Source organism: Hominilimicola sp., assembly GCF_046972485.1.
GTDB lineage: Bacteria > Bacillota > Clostridia > UBA1381 > UBA1381 > Hominilimicola > Hominilimicola fabiformis.
The window spans coordinates 1-21,362 of sequence record NZ_JBKVWU010000002.1; the positions used below are offsets into that span (position 1 = coordinate 1).

The window sequence follows — 21,362 nt, forward strand, 5'->3', positions numbered from 1 at the left end:
ACTTAACCTTGTTTGTCTGCAAATGACCTATAAGATGCCACTTTGCAGGCAAAACGCTGTCATATTTGTCCCTTACCTCCTGCGGCTTATTCTCGCCGATGTCCGTTACACCAAGCTTTATTGCTTCGTTCATCATTTCGGCAGGGTGAGTTTTTGTAACGGCAACAAGCGTTATATCTTCACGTTTGCGTCCGCTCCTCTTAGCCGCCGCACTTATTCTCTTTTCAACTTCTTCAAGATTTTCCGCTATACTCACTTTTATCATTCCTTTACCTATCTTTCACCGACAACAATTCTCTCCATCTGTGAAAGTTTATTTTCCGCGTTGTCTGTCGATTCGATTATTGCATATCCGGCGTCTGTATTTGTAAACAAGACATCGCAATAACAGTCATGCTCTCTGTTTTCTTTTATTCCTATGACCTTCTTAGATCCGTCGTCTTCCGTTCTGACAGACTGTATCGGTACTTTGTAGCCTTCATAGCTTTCAAAAATCAAGTCCACATCCACAAGTCTGTAAGAAAATGCACTTTCAAGATATGTCGGGCATTTAACCGTCAATATAACTCTGCCGTTTTCTTCAGCTGAAACGGAATTTATACTGCCCTTAACAACTGCGTCCGCCATATTGTTAAACCTAAGTTTTACGTTATCGCCGACTTCTCTGCCTTCTATGGTGTCTGACGGTATATCCATCATAACGTACCAAACGTGATTATTAACAATTTTGCACACCGCACCGCCGGCATTGATTTTATTGTCAATCTTCTGTATCTTCGGTGACTGCGACAAACCTTCAAAATATGAAACATCATAATTTTCTATGTCATTCGGAACAAGCTCCGTTTCGTATCCGTCTACATAAGTTGTAAACACACCCGAAATCTGTGCATAAATATCCTCTTTGTTTACGCCGATACTGTTTAAAATCTGCTCTCGCTGATTTTCAAGTTCCTGCTCTGTGTTGTCCTCCGCAAGCTGATTGCTTTGTCTTAGGCTGTTAATATCCTTTTTGTATTTTGCAATAGAAAGAATATCGTTATCCTGCGCCGCGTCAATTATATCATTTTCACGCTCGTATATGTTATTCTCCAAAGTGTTTGAATCGAGCGTTGAAATTGATTCTTCACTCTTTTCTGTTCTTGTCTTTTTTATCTTGTTGTCAACAACGGTAAGTTCTTTAATGCTGTCATCGCTGACATCGCCGTAAAACAAAGAACCGATTGTACTGTCTTTGCTGACTCTCTCACCCTCCGCAACGGAATGATAAGCCGTTCCTGCACTGCGTGAATACATAACCCATTCATCGCGTATAATAAAACCATTTGTATTTATAGCATTTTCTTGCGTTATATAGCTTAATTTCTGCGTGTTTATCGGTGTGACGGCATATTTAATACCGTATCCGACCATAGCGGCTATCGCTATACAGATTACTGTGATAAAGAATTTCTTCATCTGTTATTTTCCCCTTAATCCACAAAAATGTTTTGTGGTTTCTGTCAATATAATTATATTATATAATTTTTTTCGACTAAATACAATAGCAAACATCATTTTTGTGATTTAAAATATAAAATAGCCGATGCGGCGTCATATTTTTCACCAAGTATTGACAACTTTTCTTTCACAAAATCACTTTTACCCTTTTCAAGCACATCAACAATCCACGTCATAAACAGCCGTTCATCTGCATTTTTTATTTTTTCAAACACACCGCCCGATATTTCGCCGTTATGCTGACGGACATATTCAAAATATTCATTCATAACCGCACCGACAAGTTCATCAATCGTATACAGTTTGTACGGATTTACGCCGAATATATTCGCCGCAATTTCAATACCCTCAATAAGCTCCTTTGAATATAATCTTCTTGCAGCTGCGTAATCTCTTGCTTTAAAACTGAATAAAACGCCGCTGAATTTGCCGAACGCTTTCATACAGTCGTAATATCCGTCCTGTATGCTTTTTCTTATTCCGTCCCTGTCAAAATCAAACGTCCCCGTCTGCGGACGTGAGCATTTAATATTTATCACATTTTTACCGGCAAGATTAAAAGTTCTGTAAAACCCCACTCCCTTTACATCTATCGCAATAATATTGTCAATCCCTTTTTCAAGCAGCATATTAATCGGCATATTGTTTGACACACCGCCGTCTATAAATTTCTTTTCGTCAATCGTCCTCGCCTTAAATCCCGGAAAGCACGCACTCGCCATAAGGTATTCGGTCAGTTTACCGTAAGGTATGTCTTTGATAAAATAATAATTTTCGCTTTTCTCCGAAAGTGAAAAAGTCGCTATACCGAAATCAATTTCGGAATTACGAATTTTATCCTCGTCGACTATTTCATTTAACAGATTTTCAAGCGGTGACATATCAAGTCCGTTGTTACTGTAAATTTCTTTTGCGATTTTCATTAAGTTTTTGACTTTAAAAAGATTTTCGTCATTCTCCATTTCCTTCGGCAACAATATAATATCGTCAATCGCAATTTTGTTCCATAATCTTTCGGCTTTTGTTTTACTGCCTTGCACGAAAAGCGCACCGTTTACCGCACCGATTGAAACACCCGACACCGCCGAAACTTTAATTTTAAGTTCTTTAAGCGCTTTCCATACACCAATCTGATATGCCCCTCTGACACCACCGCCGGCTAAGACAAGTCCGTATTCCATATTTGTCCTCCTACCCAATGCAAAATTTGGTGTGCATTTTCACGCACACCAAATAAATTAGCTGTTATATAGTTTTGTATAAAATCCATTCTTGGCAATCAATTCATTGTGAGTACCCTGTTCAATAATTCTGCCCTTGTCCATAACAAGAATCAAATCAGCCTCACGAATTGTTGAAAGACGGTGAGCGATAATAAAGCTTGTTCTGCCTTCCATCATCTTTAGAAATGCCTTTTGTATTCTCTGCTCTGTCATTGTATCGACATTTGAAGTTGCCTCGTCAAGAATAAGTATTTTAGGATCTGACAGCATCGCACGTGCAATAGTCAAAAGCTGTTTTTGACCGCTCGACAAATTTCCGCCGTCCTCTGTAATCATTGTATCATAGCCGTTCGGCAAACGCTTGATAAAGCCGTGTGCAGACGCAGCCTTTGCGGCATTTATAATTTCTTCTTCTGTCGCACCCTCTTTACCGTATGCGATATTTTCTTTTACAGTACCCGCAAACAACCAAGTATCTTGAAGTACCATACCGAAATTCTTACGCAAGCTGTCACGCTGAACAGAATCAATAGCCTGTCCGTCAACGAATATAGTACCCTTATCCACACCGTAGAAGTTCATCAAAAGATTTACGATAGTTGTTTTACCTGCACCCGTAGGTCCGACTATTGCTACTCTTTGACCCGGTTTTGCAGCAATATTCAAGTCTTTGATAAGTTCTTTATCCTTATTATATGAGAAATCAACGTCTTTAAACATAACTTCACCGTTTTTAACTTCAAGTTCGGGTCTGTCCTCGTCGGGCGTTTCAGGCTCAATTTCGCCAAGCGCGAAAATTCTTGCCGCCGCTGCCTGTGCAGATTGAAGTTGAGTTAAAATACTTGTCATATCATTAATCGGACGTGCAAACTGTGTAGCATAAATCAAGAAACTTGATATTATACCTACCGACAAATGTCCGGCAAGTGCGGCAAGTCCGCCAAGAACGCCGACAGAAATATACGCAAGGTTATTGATATATCTTGTAGTCGGATTGACAAGCGATGAGTAGAATTGAGCCTTTTGACCGCAGTCGTAAAGACGTGCGTTTATCTCGCCGAATACTTCACTGCTCTTGTCCTCATAACCAAATGCCTTGACAACCTTTAAATTGCCGACCGTTTCCGAAACATAACCGTTAAGTTCACCGATAGTCTGTGCCTGTAATCTGAACATTTTACCCGAATTAGTCGCAATCGCTTTTGAAACGAATATACAAATAATCGTAATAACAATAACACAAAGTGTTATTCTCCAGTCAAGCAAGAACATCAAGACAAGCGAACCGACAACCGTTACGATACCCGAAAACAGCTGTGTAATTCCCTGCAAAAGGCCTTCGGAAACTGCGTCTATGTCGTTTGTAAGACGGCTGATAATATCGCCGTGTGAATGACCGTCAAAAAATTTAAGCGGCAATTTTGAAATCTTGCCGAATGCGTCTTTACGCATTTTTTCAATCGAATGGTTTGAAAGTGCGTTTGTAAACACTGTCATTCCCCATGTAAACAAAGCATTAAGCACATAAACCGCAAAAAGTATTCCTATAAATTTCGCAACCATAGGGAAATCTACGTTATTTTCGCCTTTGATAAAGTCGATAGCTCTACCCGAAATATACGGTGCAACAAGCATAAATATGTTTGCAAGCAATGCCGATATTATAACCAAAATAAGATATTTTCTGTTACCCGCAATATAAGAGTTAAGCTTTGAAAGTGTTTTATTGTTTTTCATCGTTTTACCCCTTTCTTAGTCAAGCTGTTCCTGTGAGTAACAAATTTCCCTGTAAATATCGCAAGTATCAACAAGTTCTTTGTGTGTACCTATTCCGACAATTTCACCGTCGTCCATAACCGCAATTCTGTCCGCGTCTTTCACCGAATTTACACGTTGTGACACAATTATAACTGTCTGACTGTCGGTATTTTCTTTAATAGCACGTCTTAAATTTGCGTCTGTCGCATAGTCAAGTGCACTGGCGCTGTCGTCCAAAATAAGTATAGGCGAATTTTTGATTAACGCACGTGCGATTGTAATACGCTGTTTTTGACCGCCGGAAAGGTTGTTACCGCCTTGTGAAACGAATGTATCAAAGCCTTTTTCTAATCTGTCGATAAATTCGGTTGCCTGTGCCGTATCAGCCGCACGACGCATTTCTTCCAACGTTGCGTCTGCCTTTGCCATATGAAGATTGTCCGCTATTGTACCCGAGAAAAGTGCCGCTCTCTGCTGTACAACCGCAACAGTCTTTCTAAGCGTGTCCTCATCGTATTTCTTTATATCCACGCCGTCAATAAGCACTTCACCCTTTGTCGCGTCATAAAAACGCGGTATAAGGCTTATAAGCGTACTCTTACCGGAACCTGTACCGCCGATAATACCGATTGTTTCACCCTTTTTAATCGTCAAATTAATATTATCGACAGACGGTACTTTACTGCCTGTATATGTCAATGATACGTTTTTAAATTCAACCGCATTTTCACCGTTTTGAGTAGTATTCTTTTCGCCGTATTCAATAAGCGGCTCTGTTTCAAGAACTTCCCCCACACGCAAAGCCGACGCATATGCCTTTGTGTACAAAACAACAAGGTTTGCAACGACTATCATAGCGTTTAGAATTTGCGTAATGTAGTTGATAAACGCGATAACTTCACCCTGCGAAAGATGACCTGTGTTTACACGAATACCGCCGAAATAAATAACCGCAATAGCCGCAAGATTCATTATAATAGTAGTAAGCGGATTGGTAAGTGCGGCAATTTTACCGACTCTTATAGCTGTATTTGCGTAATCTGTATTTCTGTCTTTAAATCTTTCTTTTTCACGTTTTACGCCTGCAAACGCACGAATTACACGCACACCGGAAAGATTTTCACGAAGTACCAAAGTAAGCGAGTCAAGCTTTTTCTGAACAGATTTATAAAGCGGTACTGCCTTGAACATTACAAGGAAAAGTACGAGTATAAACAGCGGTATGACAATCATAAATATAATCGACAGCTTTAAGTCAATCATAATCGCCATAACAAGTCCGCCGACGCACAGAAACGGTGCACGGATTACAAGACGTATAAGCATTGCAACCGCCGATTGAAGTTGAGTAACGTCACCCGTAATTCTGTTTATAAGTGACGGCGTACCAAACTTATCAAGCTGTGCGAATGACAGTGTACCGATTTTTTTGAACATCGCATTACGCACATCTGTACCGAATCCCTGTGACGCGATAGACGCACTGTACTGACATATAAACGCAAATATTACACCGAATGTCGCAATGACAAGCATTAATATACCCATTTTAATAATATAACTTCTGTTACCCATGTTAACTCCGTTATCAATCAGCAAAGCCATAAGAGTCGGAATTAGCAACTCCAACACCGCCTCGGACAATTTAAAAAACGGTCCGACTGTAAGCTGAAGCCTGTACGGTTTCAGAAACGGAAATAGTTTTTTCAATATATAACACCTCTTTTGTAAAAAATCAATATCCTTTTTATTTTATCACTTTTTCTAAAAATATTCAATGAAAAATGTGCATTAATATTAATATTTTCACTCGCCTACATTCGTAATATGTAACGGACGTATTTTTATATATCGGTATGACGATAGCGGTCTGCAATCCGCATCATACGAATGTGCCGCAACAAGAATTGACTGCGGTGTTCTGTTTCCTGCGTCAACCACAACCGGAGAATGGTCAAATCTTTCTTTGTCGGTAAATTGCAGCTGAATAATGTCGCCGTTTTGAATTTGTGATAAATCGGTTAATATCGCTCTAGGTCCTGCACCGCGGTTGGTGGTTAAAAATCTGTATAACTCGTCAACTCCTGTCCATGCCGGCGCTCTGTTGTTTACAGAAATGTAGTACCAACCGTATGTCGGCGTGTAGTTCATAACGCCGCTGCCGGCATATATGCACTGTGACGCAAAGTTTGTACAATCACCGCCCAAATCAGAAAAATCATAGTATTTCGGATTTCTTCCGTATGCCCACTTTTTCGCATATGCAACCGCATTCGCTCTGTTATATTCCATAAATATCATTCCTTTCTTTTTGTATATTAATATAATATGGAATATAGGCGGTTTTGTTAATGGGTGATAAATACCACCACTCCGTCACTTCGTGCCACCTCTCCTCAAGGAGAGGCTTTTTAGGCTCCCCTTGAGGGGAGCTGTCAACGCAGTTGACTGAGGGGCGGCAAAACAATAATATTACGTAGGGGCGACCATTGGTCACCAGAATAAATAAAATTTCGTTCGTACGGAACAGCTCCCCCACGTCCCTTTTACATTATACCCCTCCACACTTCGGCTCCCCTTGAGGGGAGCTGTCAACGCAGTTGACTGAGGGGCGGCAAAACGATAATATTACGTAGGGGCGACCATTGGTCGCCCGAATAAATAAAATTTTGTTCGTAAGGGACGCTGTCCCGACGTCACACATATTTTTATAAAATCCCGACAAAAATATTTTTCAGTATTGAAAAATGCTTTATATTGGTATATAATAAAATTAAATAAATATAGGGAGGAATCGCTAATGAAAATATTGGTAACAGGCGGTGCAGGATACATAGGCAGCCACACTTGTGTCGAACTTTTAAATGCAGGTTATGAAATTGTCGTACTTGACAATCTTTACAACGCAAGTGAAAAATGCCTTGACGCAGTAAAAAAACTTACAGGAAAGGATTTTCCGTTCTACAAAGTAGACTTGCTTGACAAAGAGGCAACAGAAAAGGTATTTGCAGAAAATAAAATCGACGCAGTTATTCACTTTGCCGGTCTAAAGGCAGTCGGCGAATCTACAAGAATACCGCTTACATATTATGATAACAACATCACAGGTACACTTCACCTTATGCAGGCTATGGAAAAATACGACTGCAACAACATCGTATTCTCATCATCAGCTACTGTTTACGGCGATCCTGAAAGAGTTCCTATCGTTGAAACTGACAACAAAGGTGACAAAATTCTTACAACAAATCCTTACGGAACAACAAAACTATTTATCGAAAGAATTATGACAGACGCTCAAAAAGCTAATCCAAAGCTATCTGTAACACTTCTTCGTTACTTCAACCCAATCGGCGCTCACGAAAGCGGTATTATGGGTGAAGACCCTAAGGGTATTCCGAACAACTTACTTCCATACATTGCACAAGTTGCAGTAGGTAAGCTTGAAAAAGTTCACGTATTCGGTAATGATTACCCTACTCCTGACGGTACAGGCGTTCGTGACTATATCCACGTTGTTGACCTTGCAATCGGTCACGTTAAGGCTATTGAACATTGTTCAGACAAGGAAGGCGTACACATCTACAACCTTGGTACAGGTAACGGTTACAGCGTTCTTGACATTGTTAAGGCATTCTCAAAGGCTTGCGGTAAGGAAATTCCTTATCAAATCGACCCAAGAAGACCGGGCGATATTGCCGAATGTTATGCAGATCCTGCAAAGGCAAAGGCTGAACTTGGCTGGGAGGCTAAGAGAGGTATTGACGAAATGTGCGCTGACAGTTGGCGATGGCAGTCAACTCACCCTGACGGTTTCGGTGAATAATTGATTTTAAGAGTTGTTTTAGATTTATTCCAAAACAACTCTTTTATTTTCAGACAAAGAAAGGACAAATAATGGAGCTTACAAAAGAAATATGGACGCAATCAGATTATGACGAATTTGCGGAATACTTAAAAACATTGGCTGACGAAAAATACAAAAAATTCAGTGACTCGCTTGTTCCCGGCGGAACGCAATCTATCGGTATTCGTGTACCCATCTTGCGTCAAACGGCTAAAGCTATTTCAAAAGGTGACTACGCGTCATTCCTTAATTGCAAAAACAACGCATACCGTGAAGAAATTATGATTAAAGGCTTGGTTATGTCGCTCATTAAGTGCGATTATCACGAAATGCTCGGCTATATCAAGCAATACGTTGCTCAAATCACAAGTTGGGAAACTTGCGACATTGTTTCATTTAAAGGATTGAAGAAACATTTAGATGAATTTTTAAATGACATTGAATATTTTATCTACAACGAAAATCCGTGGATTGTACGTTTTGGTTTTAAATGCCTTATGGAATTTTATTTGACCGATGAATATATCGACAAAGTGCTCTCATACGTCAACTCGGTAAATTCAGATTTCTACTATGTTCAAATGATGCAAGGCTGGCTCGTTGCAACAGCCGCCGCAAAGTGCAGAGATAAAACAATGAAATTTCTTGAAAGCAACGATTTAAACGCAGCCACTCAAAATATGGCGGTACGAAAAATTCGTGAATCGTTAAGAATATCAAAAGAAGATAAAGAACTTGTTTTACAGTTCAAAAAATAACAGTAGGGTGCTTGCCATACTGTTATTTTTTATCTTCTCTGTTAGCTTTCTTTTTTTCGGTTGTCTTCCCAACCGAGATATGTCGCCTCAAGACGGTATATCGGCATACCCTGTTCAGAGAAGCGTTGTTCATATTCAGTCATAACGTTGCCTTCAAACTTTGAATTATGCAAATCAAGACTGATATTTTCAAGCTTGAAATTTTCCTCCGCAAACGAGTTAAGCGAAAAATCAAACAAAGCCTTATTATCGGTTTTAAACCAAATATAATCGCCCTGTTTAAGCACGGCTTTATATCTGTCAAGGAAACGCTTATGAGTAAGTCTGCGTTTTGCCTGTTTATTTTTCTTCCAAGGGTCAGAAAAATTAAGATAAATACGTCTTATCTCGCCAAATTCAAATATATCTTCAATTTTTTCCGCATCCATATCCATAAACAAAACGTTTGTAAGTTCAGCTGCCACAGTTTTTTCCATAGCCATAACTATAACGTCCTCAACCTTTTCAATCGCAATAAAATTCACATCAGGGTACATCTTCGCCATACCGACAATAAAATTACCCTTACCGCAACCGATTTCAATATGAATAGGATTATCGTTACCGAAACGTTCAGCCCATTTGCCCTTATACTTTTCAGGCTCTTTTATCCATATATCACTGCAACGCTCCATTCTTGCGTCACAATTTTTCTTTTTTCTCATTCTCATATTATTTTTACCTCAAATACAAATTTCTCATTTATTATACTATAACAATAATTTTTTTACAATATATTTCTCAAATATTTTAAAAATCACAAAAAAATCGGACGCATACGCGTCCGATTTTAATATTGTTTTATGATTTATTTAATTAAATCCCAAAGCATTGAAAGCATTGTAGCAGCCTGTGCTCTTGTTGCATTAGCCTTTGGTTGGAATGAACCGTCATCCATACCGTTGATAATGCCCAAACCAACTGCATTGTTTACATCTTCAACAGCCCATGCTGCGATGTCTGATGCGTCTGTAAATTCCTTATCGGCAGCCTTAGCCTCAACATTCTTATATGCGGCAGCCTTAGCAACCATTGATGCCATTTCTTCTCTTGAAATTTCCTTATCGAAATCTTCAACAGTGAACGGAATATCTTCTGCAATTAGGTTAGCATTTTGAGCGGCTTTTACGAATGGCATTGCCCAGTGTTCGCTTGCCAATGATGAATCTGTATCAATCTTTAGAGCGTTTACGATAAGTGTTGCAAACTGACCCTTTGTTACAGTTCCGTCAGGAGCAAAGTGTGTATCGTCCATACCGTTGATAACGCCTGCTTTATACATCTTATCGATGTATGTCTTACCCCAGTGACCTACAACGTCAACGAACGGTGAATCTGTTGATGGTATTGAACCTGCAACAGGTAGAGCAGATTCGTCAAATGCCTTTGCCTTGTATGAATTTGAAACAAGTTTAACATTTGCGTCCGGTTGAGTTGTGTACTGTGAATTAGCAATATGGTCGTTCATATACCAGCTGATATGTGGCGGTTGGTTGTAACAGTTTGTATCTGTTGCTGATGAGTTTCTGTAAATATCATCATGTGCAAGAGTATAGAAATTGTAATTTGTTGCATATGGTGTTTCATATAGTCTTAGAGCATATTGATATACAGTCTTATCTAATTCAACTTCAACATCCTTATCAAAGTTACCCTTGATCGTTGTCTTTTCTTTCTTTGTGTCTTGACCTGTGATTGTGTAAGAAACAATTTCTTCTCTCCAGTCACCTAACAAGTCAGCTTGTAGGTTCGGATTACCCTTTGTTGAGTTGATTGAGTGTGAACCCTTACCCTCGAAAATCTTATCGAATGTCTTTGTATTGTCATTCCACTTTGTTACAGTAATTTCTTTACCTGCACCGTTGTGGTCTTGAAGTTCATCCTGTAAGTCGCCTGTCCAATAAATTCTGCCGTTCATAGCAGCCTTTAGATCAGGAAGTTCGTTACCGTTGCTGTCCCAGTAACCTGATGAACCTGCACCCCACATAGCGTACCAAGAGTCGCCGTAACCGATATTGGCAATCATAGCACGACCTGTATCTTTGATACCGTTGTGAATTTGATAGAATTCGCCTGTCTTAGCGTTTTGAAGTGAAATACCCCATTGATGACGATCATTAGGAGCGCCTTGAGCAGCAGCTGCAGCCGAATTTTTAAATATTGTATTAGATGTGATGTATGGAGAAAGTTGTGGACCTTTCAAATCAAACACTTCACTGTCTGCACTGTAATCCTCATAAGCTTTTAACCATTCAAGACCTTCTTTAGTTGGGTCGAAGTCACCAAGGTGCATAGCATCACCGTGCTCTTGATATGTACACCATAGAACCGAACCGTCGTTATCCCATGTCAAAGCACCGTAGAAAATTTCGTCCTTACCGTCGCCGTCAACGTCACCTGCTTCAATTTGGTGGTTACCTTGACCGATATAGCCGTTATTCTTTGATTCGGCTGTATCAAATGACCATTCCATCTTTAGCTTGCCGTTCTTAAAGCTGTATGCAGCGGCACCTGTACGTCCGTTAGGATTTGAGATACCCTTACCGAAGTAATAACCTCTTGCAAATACAGCAGACGGTGACTGACCGTCAATATAAGCTATTGTACTGTTATATCTTTCCGAACGGTTACCGAAATCATCACCGAATGTTAGTGATGCAGCATTTGAGCCGACAGTATTATTCGGGAAATAATCTATTGTGTCAAGAGCCTTACCTGTTGTACCGTCAAAACACGTTACATAAAGCGGACCTTGCAAGTTTTTACCGCCGTTTAGAGCAGCCCAGCTGTTTTCGTATGTTTCGCCCTTTGATGCATCACCGATTACGTTACCTTGACCGTCAACAGTACCGTCAGCAGTTCTCACCATAACTTCTGCTCTGCCGTCACCGTCAAAATCGGCTACGTTAAGCTGAGTATCGTGTTGTCCTGCACGGATATTGTAACCCATGTCAATTCTCCAAAGCTGAGTACCGTCAAGTTTGTAAGCATCCATATAAACCTTACCGGTTCTGCCGCCTGTAGCGGCGTCCTTAGCGTCTGAAGGGCTCCATAGCATTACGATTTCATATTGTCCGTCACCGTCAAGGTCACCGTATGATGAGTCACCCGGTGTATATGAACCGTAGTATATGCCGTTTCTGTCCATTTGTAAAACGTCACTTTCAGGAGCTTTAGCCAAAGGAATATCAAGGTATCCGTTCTCCCATACGCCTACGCTGTCTGACATTTCGCCGTTTGCAACTACTGTATACTTATCGTTTACAGTACCTGACGCGTCAACAAAGTTTGTAACCGCACCTTCGTTAATCTTTTCTTGGTTTCTGTAAAGAGTAAATGTAGTGTCAGCAGGCTCTGTTGCCAATCTTCTCCATGAAATAAGTACACCGTCGTCAGTCTTTGTCGCAACGACACCTCTATCAAGGTTTTCCATGTTTCTTGTGATTGCACTGCCGGCAAATGCACTTGCACTTGTCATAGGAGCAACTACTCCTACTGCCGCAACCTGAGCAAGAACCAAAGAAAATGCACCTAATTTTCTTAGTTTTTTCTTTGAATTTTTAAGCATTTAGTTATCCTCCCTCTTTTATATATACTTTACCTATCCATTAAAGCATAATAATCATTATCTATATAATATCATATTTCACAAACTTTTTAAAGTGTTTTTCATAAATTCAATGTGTAATTTACAGTGTTTTTTGTTCAAAATGCGATTGAGGATTTTTGTTTATATAAGTGCAGAACACAAACGAAATGCCGTTTTCAACGCATTTTTCGGACACGTTACCGAGCTCCCACACCTCATTTTTATCAAGATTGTCGATAAAGACATCCGCATTGCCGTCGGAAAACACCTTTGTTATATACGCACTGTCACAGTACGGCAAAAGCTGTCTGTAAACCTCTCCGCCGCCTATGACAAAAGTATCGTCACCGCCGTATTTTCCGATAATCGTTTTTATATCGTGAACAATCTCCGTGCCGTCACACTTAAAATTTTTATCGGTTGTAAGTACAACATTTTTTCGATTTTTAAGCGGTGTTGCGTTAGGGAAGCTCTCCAACGTCTTTCTGCCCATAACAACCGTCTTACCCATTGTTTTTTCTTTAAAAAATTCCATATCCTCGGATATGCGGAACAGCAAATTCATACCTTTGCCAATGCCCCACTTTTCATCAACCGCCGCAATTATTTTCATTCTGTTTCATCAGGAAATATCAATTCCTGTGCATACGGAAGTGTTCTCGCCCAATTGATGAATGACTTTGACCATTCTGTCAATTTGTGAAATCTTCTCTGACCTTTTGAACACATCGCCAAAAGATTTTCGTATGTCATTGTAACGGTTCTTGTCTGCTGCCACGCTGACGGCAACCATCTGATAAGTTCTTTCCAATATGCCTTATCCTTTGTTTCAAGATACTTTACACGCATACTCTCCAAAAATTCTATATGCTTGTCTATCACATCACCAAGTTTTGTGCCGTCATAATCAAGATCTGAATTGTAATCGTCAATTTCAAAACACTCGGCAGTAATAGGTGTTGACGCAAGTTTGTGCATTGTCGATGTACTGTTCGCGGTTGTACCGACCTTATACGTATCAAATTCTTTCCACCAATAAAGCGGACCTGTTATATCAACCGACACAAAAATCTGACGCATAAATTTTCTGTGTTCACTGCCCGATTTTATAAGTCTTTGTGCCAAATCCAAATCGTTTTCACCGATTATGACTTTTCCGTTCTCCTCAACCGTATCATTTTTATGCCATGATTCAAGAGGGTTTCTCATACCTTTAAGTGCCCGTTTAAAGCCGTAAACCTCTGTATTTTCAAATTTCATTTAGTTACCTCTTTTCATTTCGATATACTCGTCAAATGTACACATTCTGTCCACGATTGTGCCGTCCTCACGAATATCAATAATTCTGTTTGCAACGGTATTCACAAATTCGTGGTCGTGTGACGCAAATATAACGTTTCCCTTGAATGCTTTCAAGCCGTTGTTTACCGCAGTGATTGACTCAAGGTCAAGGTGGTTTGTAGGCTGGTCAAGTATAAGTACGTTTGATCCGTACAACATCATTCTTGAAAGCATACATCTGACTTTCTCACCACCGGAAAGCACGTTTACCTGTTTGAATACATCATCACCCGAGAACAACATTCTTCCCAAAAATCCTCTTATATACGATTCGTTTTGAGTTTCAAAGCCTGCCGCACTGTATTGTCTTAGCCAATCCACAAGATTTAGTTCACAGCCGTCAAAATACTTAGAGTTATCTTTAGGAAAATAACTTCTTGACGTACTTACGCCCCACTTAACAGTACCCTCGTCCGGCTCATCTTCACCGGCAAGTATTTGCATAAGTGCAGTGATTGCAATTTCGTTTTCACCTATTATGGCAATCTTATCGTCATGATTTAGTGTGAATGATATATTATTAAGAAGTTTTTCACCGTTTACAGTCTTTGAAAGTCCGTCAACGGTAAGCAAATCGCGTCCTGCTTCTCTATCCATATCAAAGCCGACAAACGGATAACGTCTTGATGACGCAGGCAATTCTTCAACTGTAAGTTTATCAAGCATTTTCTTACGGCTTGTAGCCTGTTTTGATTTCGACTTATTCGCAGAGAACCGCTGAATAAAAGTCTGCAATTCTTTAATTTTTTCTTCAGCTTTTTTATTTTGTTGCTTGATAAGTCTTTCCATCATCTGACTTGACTCGTACCAGAACTCATAGTTACCGACATACATCTTAACCTTTGAATAGTCAATATCAACGATATGCGTACACACAACATTAAGGAAATATCTGTCGTGCGATACAACTATGACTGTACCCTCGTAATCAAGCAAGAAATCTTCAAGCCATTCAATAGCCTGCAAATCAAGGTGGTTTGTAGGTTCGTCAAGAAGGATAATGTCAGGGTCACCGAACAATGCCTGTGCCAAAAGGACTTTAACCTTTTCGTTACCGCCAAGATCAGCCATCTGCGAATACATAATACTTTCGTCAAGTCCAAGACCCTGCATTAGCTTTGACGCATTGGAATCAGCCTCCCAACCGTCCATTTCCGCAAATTCCGCCTCAAGTTCAGCCGCTTTTATACCGTCCTCGTCTGAGAAATCTTCTTTTTCATACAACGCGTCTTTTTCTTTCATAATATCATAAAGACGCTTGTTACCCATAATAATCGTATCAAGTACAGTGTACTCGTCATATGCAAAGTGATCCTGTTTCAAAACCGACATACGACAATTTGGGTCGATAGACACTTCACCGGTTGTCGAATCAAGTTCACCCGAAAGAATTTTAAGAAAAGTCGATTTTCCCGCACCGTTTGCACCGATTACGCCGTAGCAGTTGCCCGGTGTGAATTTTAAATTAACGTCCGAAAACAGATTTTGTCCGCTGAAATTCAGACTTACGTTTGTTACTGTAATCATTAAATATTTCTCCTAATTTTTATTGTTGATTTTATTTTTCAATTATACTATAATAATGTTATTAATGCAAGTATATTATAGGAGGAAATCAGAATGTTAAATATAGGTTGTCACTTGTCAGCCGCAAAAGGCTATATGAATATGGGTAAAGAGGCAAAGAGCATTGACGCAAATACTTTTCAATTTTTCACGCGTAATCCACGCGGAGGTAAAGCGAAAGCTATTGACGAACAAGACGTAAAAAACTTCCTTGAATTTATGAAAGAAAATAATTTTTCGCAAATTCTCGCTCACGCACCGTATACGCTTAATGCGTGTTCCAATAAAGAAGAAACTCGCGAATTTGCCTTAAATACAATGGCTGACGATTTAAGACGTATGGAGTATACACCAAACCAGCTGTACAACTTCCACCCCGGCAGTCATGTTGGACAAGGTGTAGAAATCGGAATTGATTTTATCGTAAAGCAGCTTAATACTGTACTTACACCCGATATGACAACGACAGTTTTACTTGAAACAATGGCGGGTAAAGGTACTGAAATAGGTCGCAGTTTTGAAGAATTGAAAGAAATCCTTGACGGCGTTAAACTTGATAATAAAATGGGCGTGTGTATGGATACTTGCCATATTTACGACGGCGGATATGATATTGTCAATGACCTTGACGGTGTTCTTGATGAGTTCGACAGAATTATCGGTCTTGACAGATTAAAAGCAATTCATATGAACGACAGCAAAAATCCTTTTGCAAGCCATAAGGACAGACACGAAAAAATCGGTGAAGGCAGTATCGGTTTTGATACTATGGTTAAGATTATCAATCACCCAAAATTACAGGGTATTCCGATTTTGCTTGAAACTCCGAATGAACTTGACGGTTATAAAAAAGAAATTCAAATGCTTCGAGAAGCATATACTATATAAAACAGAATACTAAATTAAATACAAAACCCAAGAAAAGATGAGGACGTCAGCCCTCATCTTTTTTTTGGTTTTCTTCATCTTCTTCAAATCCTGTTCTTAACTTAGGGATAATCTGACTGCGTCCGCCTCTGCCGTTTGTATTATGTTTTCTTTCCACACTTTCAACCAAATCAGTATCTATGTTTTTCAACGCAAAATCTATACATTGATTTATAAATTCATTTCGGCTTATATCAATTTCAATAGCCCAACTGTTGATTTCTTCTAACATTCTACTATCCAATCTAAGTGAAATAACTTCTTTTTCAGGTTTTTTAGGTTCAAATTTTTTCAAAGCGATTCCTCCTCTTGACACAATTATATATTCTATGCTAAAATAATCCTATATTCTTATATTTAATACATATAAGAATACTATTTAATTATATATTTTTAATATCATAAAAATAATACTATATGTAGTAGGAGGAAGATTACAATGGAAAATCAAACAGAAAACACAAATGTAACAACTGAAAACAAACCGCAGTCCGAGCCGTTGCATAAATCATTTTGCAGAGAGTGCGGCACAATGATTAGTGAAAAAGCGGATATATGCCCTAACTGCGGCGCCGCACAGCACAGAGTCAGTGTAATAAACGACACCCCGTCAGCAGGACTTAAGGTACTGTCATTCTTTATCCCTCTTGCCGGATTGATTTTATTCGTTGTACAAAGCAAGGATACCCCTATCTCTGCCAAAGAATATGGCAAATGGGCTTTAATCGGTTTTTGTACTGGTATAGTTTTAAGTATAGTGTGGTACTTTGTAGTATTGGCATCTGTTTCAAGTATGTTCAAAGCATTTATTTAATATTCAAATTTGTAGTTACTACTTTGTCAGCCCACAGACAAAGTCAGCTACATTTTTCACTAACTATGTGGGCAGAAAGGCTATGGAATTTATTATGAAGAAATTTTTAGTAACAGTATTGTCTGTGGCTTTGTTGTTGTCTACAACCGCCTGTGGAACAAATTCAGAACTCGAAGAATTAAAGCAAGAAAATGAACAACTTAAGGCTCAATTAGAAGAAAGTAGCGAATCTACTGAAAAACCAACAGAAAAGCCAACAGAAAAACCGACTGAAAAACCAAAAGAAAAGGCCGAAGAACAAAAAACATCAGATACCCAAGCCAATTCCAACACCTCTTACGAGCTTACCGCCGGAAATTATGAAGTACCGGCTGATGTACTCGCCGGTAAATATGACATTGTAGCTGTAAGCGGTCATGGTAATTTCAAAAAGAAAGGAAATGATGGATATTACGACCTAAGTGAAATTCTTGGAGTTGATAATGACACATTCTATATTAAAGATTATAAAAATGCCAAATTTGTTGAGGGAGACATAATCGAAATCAGCGGAACTCTTAAAACACAATTAATCCCTAAGAACTAATTTTTGAATGGAGATTTTGCATATGAAAAAATTACTGACAATCATATTGTCTGCAACCTTGATATTATCCACAACTGCATGTGGATTAAATCCTGAGGTTGAGGCATTAAAAAAAGAAAACGAAAAGCTCAAAGCACAGTTAGAAAGTGCCGAAAAAAAGGACACTCCAAAACCCACACAAAATCCGACACCAAATCCAACAGAAAATCAATCTGCTGACAATAATTCTACATATGAACTTACCGCCGGCGATTATGAAATTCCAGGCGATATTCCGGCTGGCAAATATGACATTATAGCTATAAGCGGAGAAGGCGAATTTATACTTGATGGGAACGACAATTTTATAGACGAAAGAATGAGTCCAAACGTCGAAGAAAATTCATATGCCATCAAAGAACGTAAGAACGCATCATTAAAAGACGGCAATTCTATAACTATAAATTATACCCTCAAAGTTCAATTAGTTCCAAAAAATCAATAAACACAAAAAAATCCCATTTTGATGTTAAATCAAAGCGGGATTTTTATTTACACATTATTCCAAAATATACACTACACAACTTCTTCTGCCAAAATTGTTGGCATTAGAATTGTAGCATAAATCAATCTTGTTACCCTTAATTGCACCGCCGGTATCTTCGGCACTTGCAACGCCGTATGACCATGAGCCGTCGGCTGATGTTACATACACTTTTGAGCCCAATGGAACGACGCTCGGGTCAACTGCAACTATACCATATCCAAGCGGATTACCCATTGCAGAAACCGTATAACCGCCGTTTTCTGACGGTGAAGTCGAATAAGCTGTAGCAGTCATTGTGATTTTCTTCTTATATTTATATCCGTTTACAGTACCGCCGTCATCGCTTACTGTTGATTTCGCTGCAAAAGTATCTTTAACCGTTGTATTTTTAGGTGCAGGAGTCGGCTCCATTGTACCGTTTGCAATAACCTTGTTACGCATTTCAGTTGTAACTTGTTCGTCTATCACCTCTCTTGTCGCCTCTTGACCATCTTGGTATGTAACCTTGTAAGTGATTGTTTTCACACCGTCTTGTCCTTCGTCAACGACTTTTTCCTGTCCCTTGATCAAAGTCGCATCATCAACATATTCAACACCTTTAGGAATTACTTCCGTTTCGGTTTCGTCTGTATGGCTCACCGATACAAGCTGGATTGTGTCACTGCTTGCAACAGTGTCGCCGTTGGCTGAAATTTGGTCATATTCACCCGGAATATATCCTGCCTCAACAAGTGCGTCCTTAACGTCCGCCTTTGTTACTGTTACAACTTCTTCCGATTCACCGACTTTAATTGTAACACGCTTACCACGCTTGATAACAATATTTTCATTATCCTCAACAGGCTTTTCTGTTGAAACGTTAATCTTATCGGTATCCGAAACATTCACGCCATGTTCTTCAAGAGCACCCTCAACGCTTTCACTTCTTGTTTTTACAGTTTTTGTTTCATTTGTTCCCGCAAATTCGTTTATTTCCGTAATTGTGATTTCCTTCGCCGATGCGCTGTATACAGTACCGAATATTACCGTCATCATTGCCACAAGCGTAATAATTGCAATCGTACATCTTCTGTGTTTTGCTTTCAATTTTGCTTTTTTCTTTTCTTCGCGTTTTTCACGCAAATTCATTATCATTTCTTGTTTTGTCATCTCTTGTGTAGTCATAAAAGTTAAACCCCTTTCATTACTTGTCCCATAGTATACTACAAAATTGTTACATTGTCAAGCTTTTTATTACGTTTTTATTACAAAATAATTTCAAATATTGCAATATGAATAAATATATTACTCGACTTTTCCCATATATTACTATTTATATGCACGATATTTACATATTATTACATTTATTTTTGATTAATGTTACAAAAACAAAGCAGGTATATACTTTTTCATAGTCGGAAATAATGGAAATAAAACAAATTGAAATGATTGGAGATTAGTAATGAAAGAATTGACAAAGAAAGTAGTTATTTTAAATAATTTTTCATCACCGTATGTGAGCCAAGCAATAATAATTCTCAAAGACTATAATCCAAAACTTGAAAGCAGAGCAATAGCAGACGCGGAAACAATAGTCAGTCGCTACATCGAACGAATACAAAAAAACGGACAACCAACAAAGGCTGTCCGCTCGAAATCTAAAATATTAAAAATATTGATTTGCTTAATTTTGATTGCGTCAATATGTTTTGCAATCAAATATCTTTCTTAAATTATTTGAAATTGCTGTCCATATAGTCAATATATTCAGTATATTTTTGAGCTGTTGATGTCATTGAAGAATATGAGAAATCATAATATACCGCAATTCCGTTTTTCAATACGCATTTTCTGTGGTAAACAGTATCATCTGTTGTCACAGTGACTGCATACCAATCGTCACCGGCACGAGAATATGAAACTTCGCCGCCCGTTTGACGTGCATAGTCACGCATAAGGTCAGACGGAGCACCGCTCTTCCCCTCTTGCGAAACAGTCATAGTTGCACCGCCAAGCGCATCGGTCAAGTTAAGTTTTTGATTTCCTGTTGTCGGATTTGAATTAAAAGTAGATGGATAAACGCACGTCACACCGCTTATTGTCATTTTTGAATAACCGTTTTTGCTTGCTGAATTTGACGGCGATGATGTTGATGATACGTTGTTTGCTGTATCTGTCGGCGTATTCGTTGCACTTGCAGGCGAATTTGTTGACGTAGGAGCAGTGCCTAATCCGTTATCGTTCGGAGCCATCATATTATAGCCGATAATCACACTTACTATTGCGATAAGCAGTGCTACGATTATGAAAATCATAACACTTCCCTTACTTTTTCTACGTTTTTTATTACGGGCTTGTTTTGCCTCTTTTTCTTGTAAACGACGTTTACGATTAAGACGTTCAGCCTTCAGTTCCTCGATTTCTTTGCGTTTTGTAGTTTGGCTGTTCTGGTTGTTTTTTCTTACTGATTGACCGCATCTGTCACAAAAACGCGTTCCCTCTTTCAGTTGTCTGCCACAATTTTTGCAGTACATAAAACCCCTCCGAAATTACTTTTTTGCTATCTAAACTATTATACTATATATTGTATATAAATGCAAGTAATTTTCGTAATTTTGTTACATATAGATTACACATTAAACGCAAAATACGAAATATTTTTGAAATATTTGTTATTTAAACGCAAAATTCCATATTTTTATTATAAGAGATTATCATATCATTTACATTTATCGACAAATTCTTTTCTCTATGATATAATAACATTCTGAAATGGTTGCAAACCATGCTGACACCACCTTAAAGGGGGTGTGCATATGAGTGAAGCTATTGTTTATTTAACTTTGGTTTTACTGCTTTGTATAGTGATAATAAAAAAATAGTTACCTATCGACCAAATAGGTAACTAT

Annotated in this window: 20 protein-coding genes and 1 pseudogene; 7 read left to right on the plus strand and 14 right to left on the minus strand. The window is 38.8% G+C overall.

The window, feature by feature from the left end; all coding sequences use genetic code 11:
• The 6 genes and pseudogenes from ACLTU0_RS00270 to ACLTU0_RS00295 form a co-directional block, all read right to left on the minus strand.
• Positions 1-256, minus strand: a pseudogene (locus ACLTU0_RS00270) (YggS family pyridoxal phosphate-dependent enzyme); the annotation flags it as partial.
• A gap of 17 nt (positions 257-273) precedes the next feature.
• Positions 274-1,458: an HlyD family efflux transporter periplasmic adaptor subunit gene (locus ACLTU0_RS00275; RefSeq protein ID WP_412320912.1), complete on the minus strand. Its 1,185-nt coding sequence runs from the start codon at positions 1,456-1,458 to the stop codon at positions 274-276.
• A gap of 95 nt (positions 1,459-1,553) precedes the next feature.
• On the minus strand, positions 1,554-2,681 hold the full coding sequence (locus ACLTU0_RS00280) for a patatin-like phospholipase family protein (RefSeq protein ID WP_298974092.1): 1,128 nt from the start codon (positions 2,679-2,681) through the stop codon (positions 1,554-1,556).
• A 57-nt stretch (positions 2,682-2,738) separates the two neighbouring features.
• Positions 2,739-4,460: an ABC transporter ATP-binding protein gene (locus ACLTU0_RS00285; protein WP_298974091.1), complete on the minus strand. Its 1,722-nt coding sequence runs from the start codon at positions 4,458-4,460 to the stop codon at positions 2,739-2,741.
• A gap of 15 nt (positions 4,461-4,475) precedes the next feature.
• Positions 4,476-6,191, minus strand: a complete 1,716-nt coding sequence (locus ACLTU0_RS00290) for an ABC transporter ATP-binding protein (protein ID WP_412320914.1) — start codon at positions 6,189-6,191, stop codon at positions 4,476-4,478.
• Between the two features lie 96 nt (positions 6,192-6,287).
• On the minus strand, positions 6,288-6,782 hold the full coding sequence (locus tag ACLTU0_RS00295; protein WP_147514696.1) for an amidase domain-containing protein: 495 nt from the start codon (positions 6,780-6,782) through the stop codon (positions 6,288-6,290).
• Positions 6,783-7,281: 499 nt separating this feature from the next.
• Between ACLTU0_RS00295 and galE the strand changes: the two genes are divergently transcribed.
• Positions 7,282-8,307: a UDP-glucose 4-epimerase GalE gene (galE, locus tag ACLTU0_RS00300; RefSeq protein ID WP_022230013.1), complete on the plus strand. Its 1,026-nt coding sequence runs from the start codon at positions 7,282-7,284 to the stop codon at positions 8,305-8,307.
• Between the two features lie 71 nt (positions 8,308-8,378).
• Positions 8,379-9,086, plus strand: a complete 708-nt coding sequence (locus ACLTU0_RS00305) for a DNA alkylation repair protein (protein WP_412320917.1) — start codon at positions 8,379-8,381, stop codon at positions 9,084-9,086.
• Positions 9,087-9,127: 41 nt separating this feature from the next.
• Here ACLTU0_RS00305 and trmB read toward each other — a convergent pair whose 3' ends face one another.
• From trmB to ACLTU0_RS00330, 5 genes are all read right to left on the minus strand, one after another.
• The gene (gene trmB / locus ACLTU0_RS00310) at positions 9,128-9,796 is read right to left on the minus strand and encodes a tRNA (guanosine(46)-N7)-methyltransferase TrmB (RefSeq protein WP_022230015.1); all 669 of its coding nucleotides are present in this window, start codon (positions 9,794-9,796) and stop codon (positions 9,128-9,130) included.
• A 137-nt stretch (positions 9,797-9,933) separates the two neighbouring features.
• A complete protein-coding gene (locus tag ACLTU0_RS00315; RefSeq protein WP_412320919.1) occupies positions 9,934-12,693 on the minus strand; it encodes an S-layer homology domain-containing protein in 2,760 nt (919 codons plus the stop codon).
• A gap of 121 nt (positions 12,694-12,814) precedes the next feature.
• A complete protein-coding gene (locus ACLTU0_RS00320; protein WP_412320921.1) occupies positions 12,815-13,327 on the minus strand; it encodes a dihydrofolate reductase in 513 nt (170 codons plus the stop codon).
• On the minus strand, positions 13,324-13,974 hold the full coding sequence (locus tag ACLTU0_RS00325; protein ID WP_412320922.1) for a hypothetical protein: 651 nt from the start codon (positions 13,972-13,974) through the stop codon (positions 13,324-13,326). The genes ACLTU0_RS00320 and ACLTU0_RS00325 overlap by 4 nt, the downstream gene beginning before the upstream one ends.
• Positions 13,975-15,582 (minus strand): ABC-F family ATP-binding cassette domain-containing protein, encoded by a 1,608-nt coding sequence (locus ACLTU0_RS00330; protein WP_022229321.1) that lies wholly within the window; start codon positions 15,580-15,582, stop codon positions 13,975-13,977.
• A 93-nt stretch (positions 15,583-15,675) separates the two neighbouring features.
• Between ACLTU0_RS00330 and ACLTU0_RS00335 the strand changes: the two genes are divergently transcribed.
• Complete coding sequence (locus tag ACLTU0_RS00335; RefSeq protein ID WP_337871104.1) at positions 15,676-16,509, plus strand: deoxyribonuclease IV; 834 nt, start codon at positions 15,676-15,678, stop codon at positions 16,507-16,509.
• Positions 16,510-16,555: 46 nt separating this feature from the next.
• On the opposite strand, the gene ACLTU0_RS00340 is transcribed toward ACLTU0_RS00335, so the two are convergent.
• Positions 16,556-16,843, minus strand: coding sequence for a hypothetical protein (locus tag ACLTU0_RS00340; protein WP_022229323.1), 288 nt, complete (start codon positions 16,841-16,843; stop codon positions 16,556-16,558).
• A 144-nt stretch (positions 16,844-16,987) separates the two neighbouring features.
• Here ACLTU0_RS00340 and ACLTU0_RS00345 point away from each other — a divergent pair, with 144 nt between their 5' ends.
• The 3 genes from ACLTU0_RS00345 (at position 16,988) to ACLTU0_RS00355 (ending at position 18,432) form a co-directional block, all read left to right on the plus strand.
• The gene (locus ACLTU0_RS00345) at positions 16,988-17,362 is read left to right on the plus strand and encodes a zinc-ribbon domain-containing protein (protein ID WP_412320924.1); all 375 of its coding nucleotides are present in this window, start codon (positions 16,988-16,990) and stop codon (positions 17,360-17,362) included.
• Between the two features lie 82 nt (positions 17,363-17,444).
• Positions 17,445-17,948, plus strand: a complete 504-nt coding sequence (locus ACLTU0_RS00350) for a hypothetical protein (RefSeq protein WP_412320926.1) — start codon at positions 17,445-17,447, stop codon at positions 17,946-17,948.
• Positions 17,949-17,970: 22 nt separating this feature from the next.
• Entirely contained in the window at positions 17,971-18,432 is a 462-nt protein-coding gene (locus tag ACLTU0_RS00355; RefSeq protein ID WP_412320927.1) for a hypothetical protein, read from the plus strand.
• 54 nt (positions 18,433-18,486) lie between these two features.
• Here ACLTU0_RS00355 and ACLTU0_RS00360 read toward each other — a convergent pair whose 3' ends face one another.
• The gene (locus ACLTU0_RS00360; protein WP_412320929.1) at positions 18,487-19,638 is read right to left on the minus strand and encodes a G5 domain-containing protein; all 1,152 of its coding nucleotides are present in this window, start codon (positions 19,636-19,638) and stop codon (positions 18,487-18,489) included.
• Positions 19,639-19,915: 277 nt separating this feature from the next.
• On the opposite strand from ACLTU0_RS00360, the gene ACLTU0_RS00365 reads away from it, so the two are divergent.
• Positions 19,916-20,185 (plus strand): hypothetical protein, encoded by a 270-nt coding sequence (locus ACLTU0_RS00365; RefSeq protein WP_022229328.1) that lies wholly within the window; start codon positions 19,916-19,918, stop codon positions 20,183-20,185.
• 1 nt (position 20,186) lies between these two features.
• On the opposite strand, the gene ACLTU0_RS00370 is transcribed toward ACLTU0_RS00365, so the two are convergent.
• On the minus strand, positions 20,187-20,987 hold the full coding sequence (locus ACLTU0_RS00370; protein ID WP_022229329.1) for a zinc-ribbon domain-containing protein: 801 nt from the start codon (positions 20,985-20,987) through the stop codon (positions 20,187-20,189).
• Between the last annotated feature and the right edge of the window lie 375 nt (positions 20,988-21,362).

Coding starts and splice junctions, on each gene's coding strand:
- ACLTU0_RS00275 (WP_412320912.1), bottom strand. CDS start 1,458: ATGAAGAAATTCTTTATCACAGTAATCTGTATAGCGATAGCCGCTATG.
- ACLTU0_RS00280 (WP_298974092.1), bottom strand. CDS start 2,681: ATGGAATACGGACTTGTCTTAGCCGGCGGTGGTGTCAGAGGGGCATAT.
- ACLTU0_RS00285 (WP_298974091.1), bottom strand. CDS start 4,460: ATGAAAAACAATAAAACACTTTCAAAGCTTAACTCTTATATTGCGGGT.
- ACLTU0_RS00295 (WP_147514696.1), bottom strand. CDS start 6,782: ATGATATTTATGGAATATAACAGAGCGAATGCGGTTGCATATGCGAAA.
- galE (WP_022230013.1), top strand. CDS start 7,282: ATGAAAATATTGGTAACAGGCGGTGCAGGATACATAGGCAGCCACACT.
- ACLTU0_RS00305 (WP_412320917.1), top strand. CDS start 8,379: ATGGAGCTTACAAAAGAAATATGGACGCAATCAGATTATGACGAATTT.
- trmB (WP_022230015.1), bottom strand. CDS start 9,796: ATGAGAATGAGAAAAAAGAAAAATTGTGACGCAAGAATGGAGCGTTGC.
- ACLTU0_RS00315 (WP_412320919.1), bottom strand. CDS start 12,693: ATGCTTAAAAATTCAAAGAAAAAACTAAGAAAATTAGGTGCATTTTCT.
- ACLTU0_RS00320 (WP_412320921.1), bottom strand. CDS start 13,327: ATGAAAATAATTGCGGCGGTTGATGAAAAGTGGGGCATTGGCAAAGGT.
- ACLTU0_RS00325 (WP_412320922.1), bottom strand. CDS start 13,974: ATGAAATTTGAAAATACAGAGGTTTACGGCTTTAAACGGGCACTTAAA.
- ACLTU0_RS00330 (WP_022229321.1), bottom strand. CDS start 15,582: ATGATTACAGTAACAAACGTAAGTCTGAATTTCAGCGGACAAAATCTG.
- ACLTU0_RS00335 (WP_337871104.1), top strand. CDS start 15,676: ATGTTAAATATAGGTTGTCACTTGTCAGCCGCAAAAGGCTATATGAAT.
- ACLTU0_RS00345 (WP_412320924.1), top strand. CDS start 16,988: ATGGAAAATCAAACAGAAAACACAAATGTAACAACTGAAAACAAACCG.
- ACLTU0_RS00350 (WP_412320926.1), top strand. CDS start 17,445: ATGGAATTTATTATGAAGAAATTTTTAGTAACAGTATTGTCTGTGGCT.
- ACLTU0_RS00355 (WP_412320927.1), top strand. CDS start 17,971: ATGAAAAAATTACTGACAATCATATTGTCTGCAACCTTGATATTATCC.
- ACLTU0_RS00360 (WP_412320929.1), bottom strand. CDS start 19,638: ATGACTACACAAGAGATGACAAAACAAGAAATGATAATGAATTTGCGT.
- ACLTU0_RS00365 (WP_022229328.1), top strand. CDS start 19,916: ATGAAAGAATTGACAAAGAAAGTAGTTATTTTAAATAATTTTTCATCA.
- ACLTU0_RS00370 (WP_022229329.1), bottom strand. CDS start 20,987: ATGTACTGCAAAAATTGTGGCAGACAACTGAAAGAGGGAACGCGTTTT.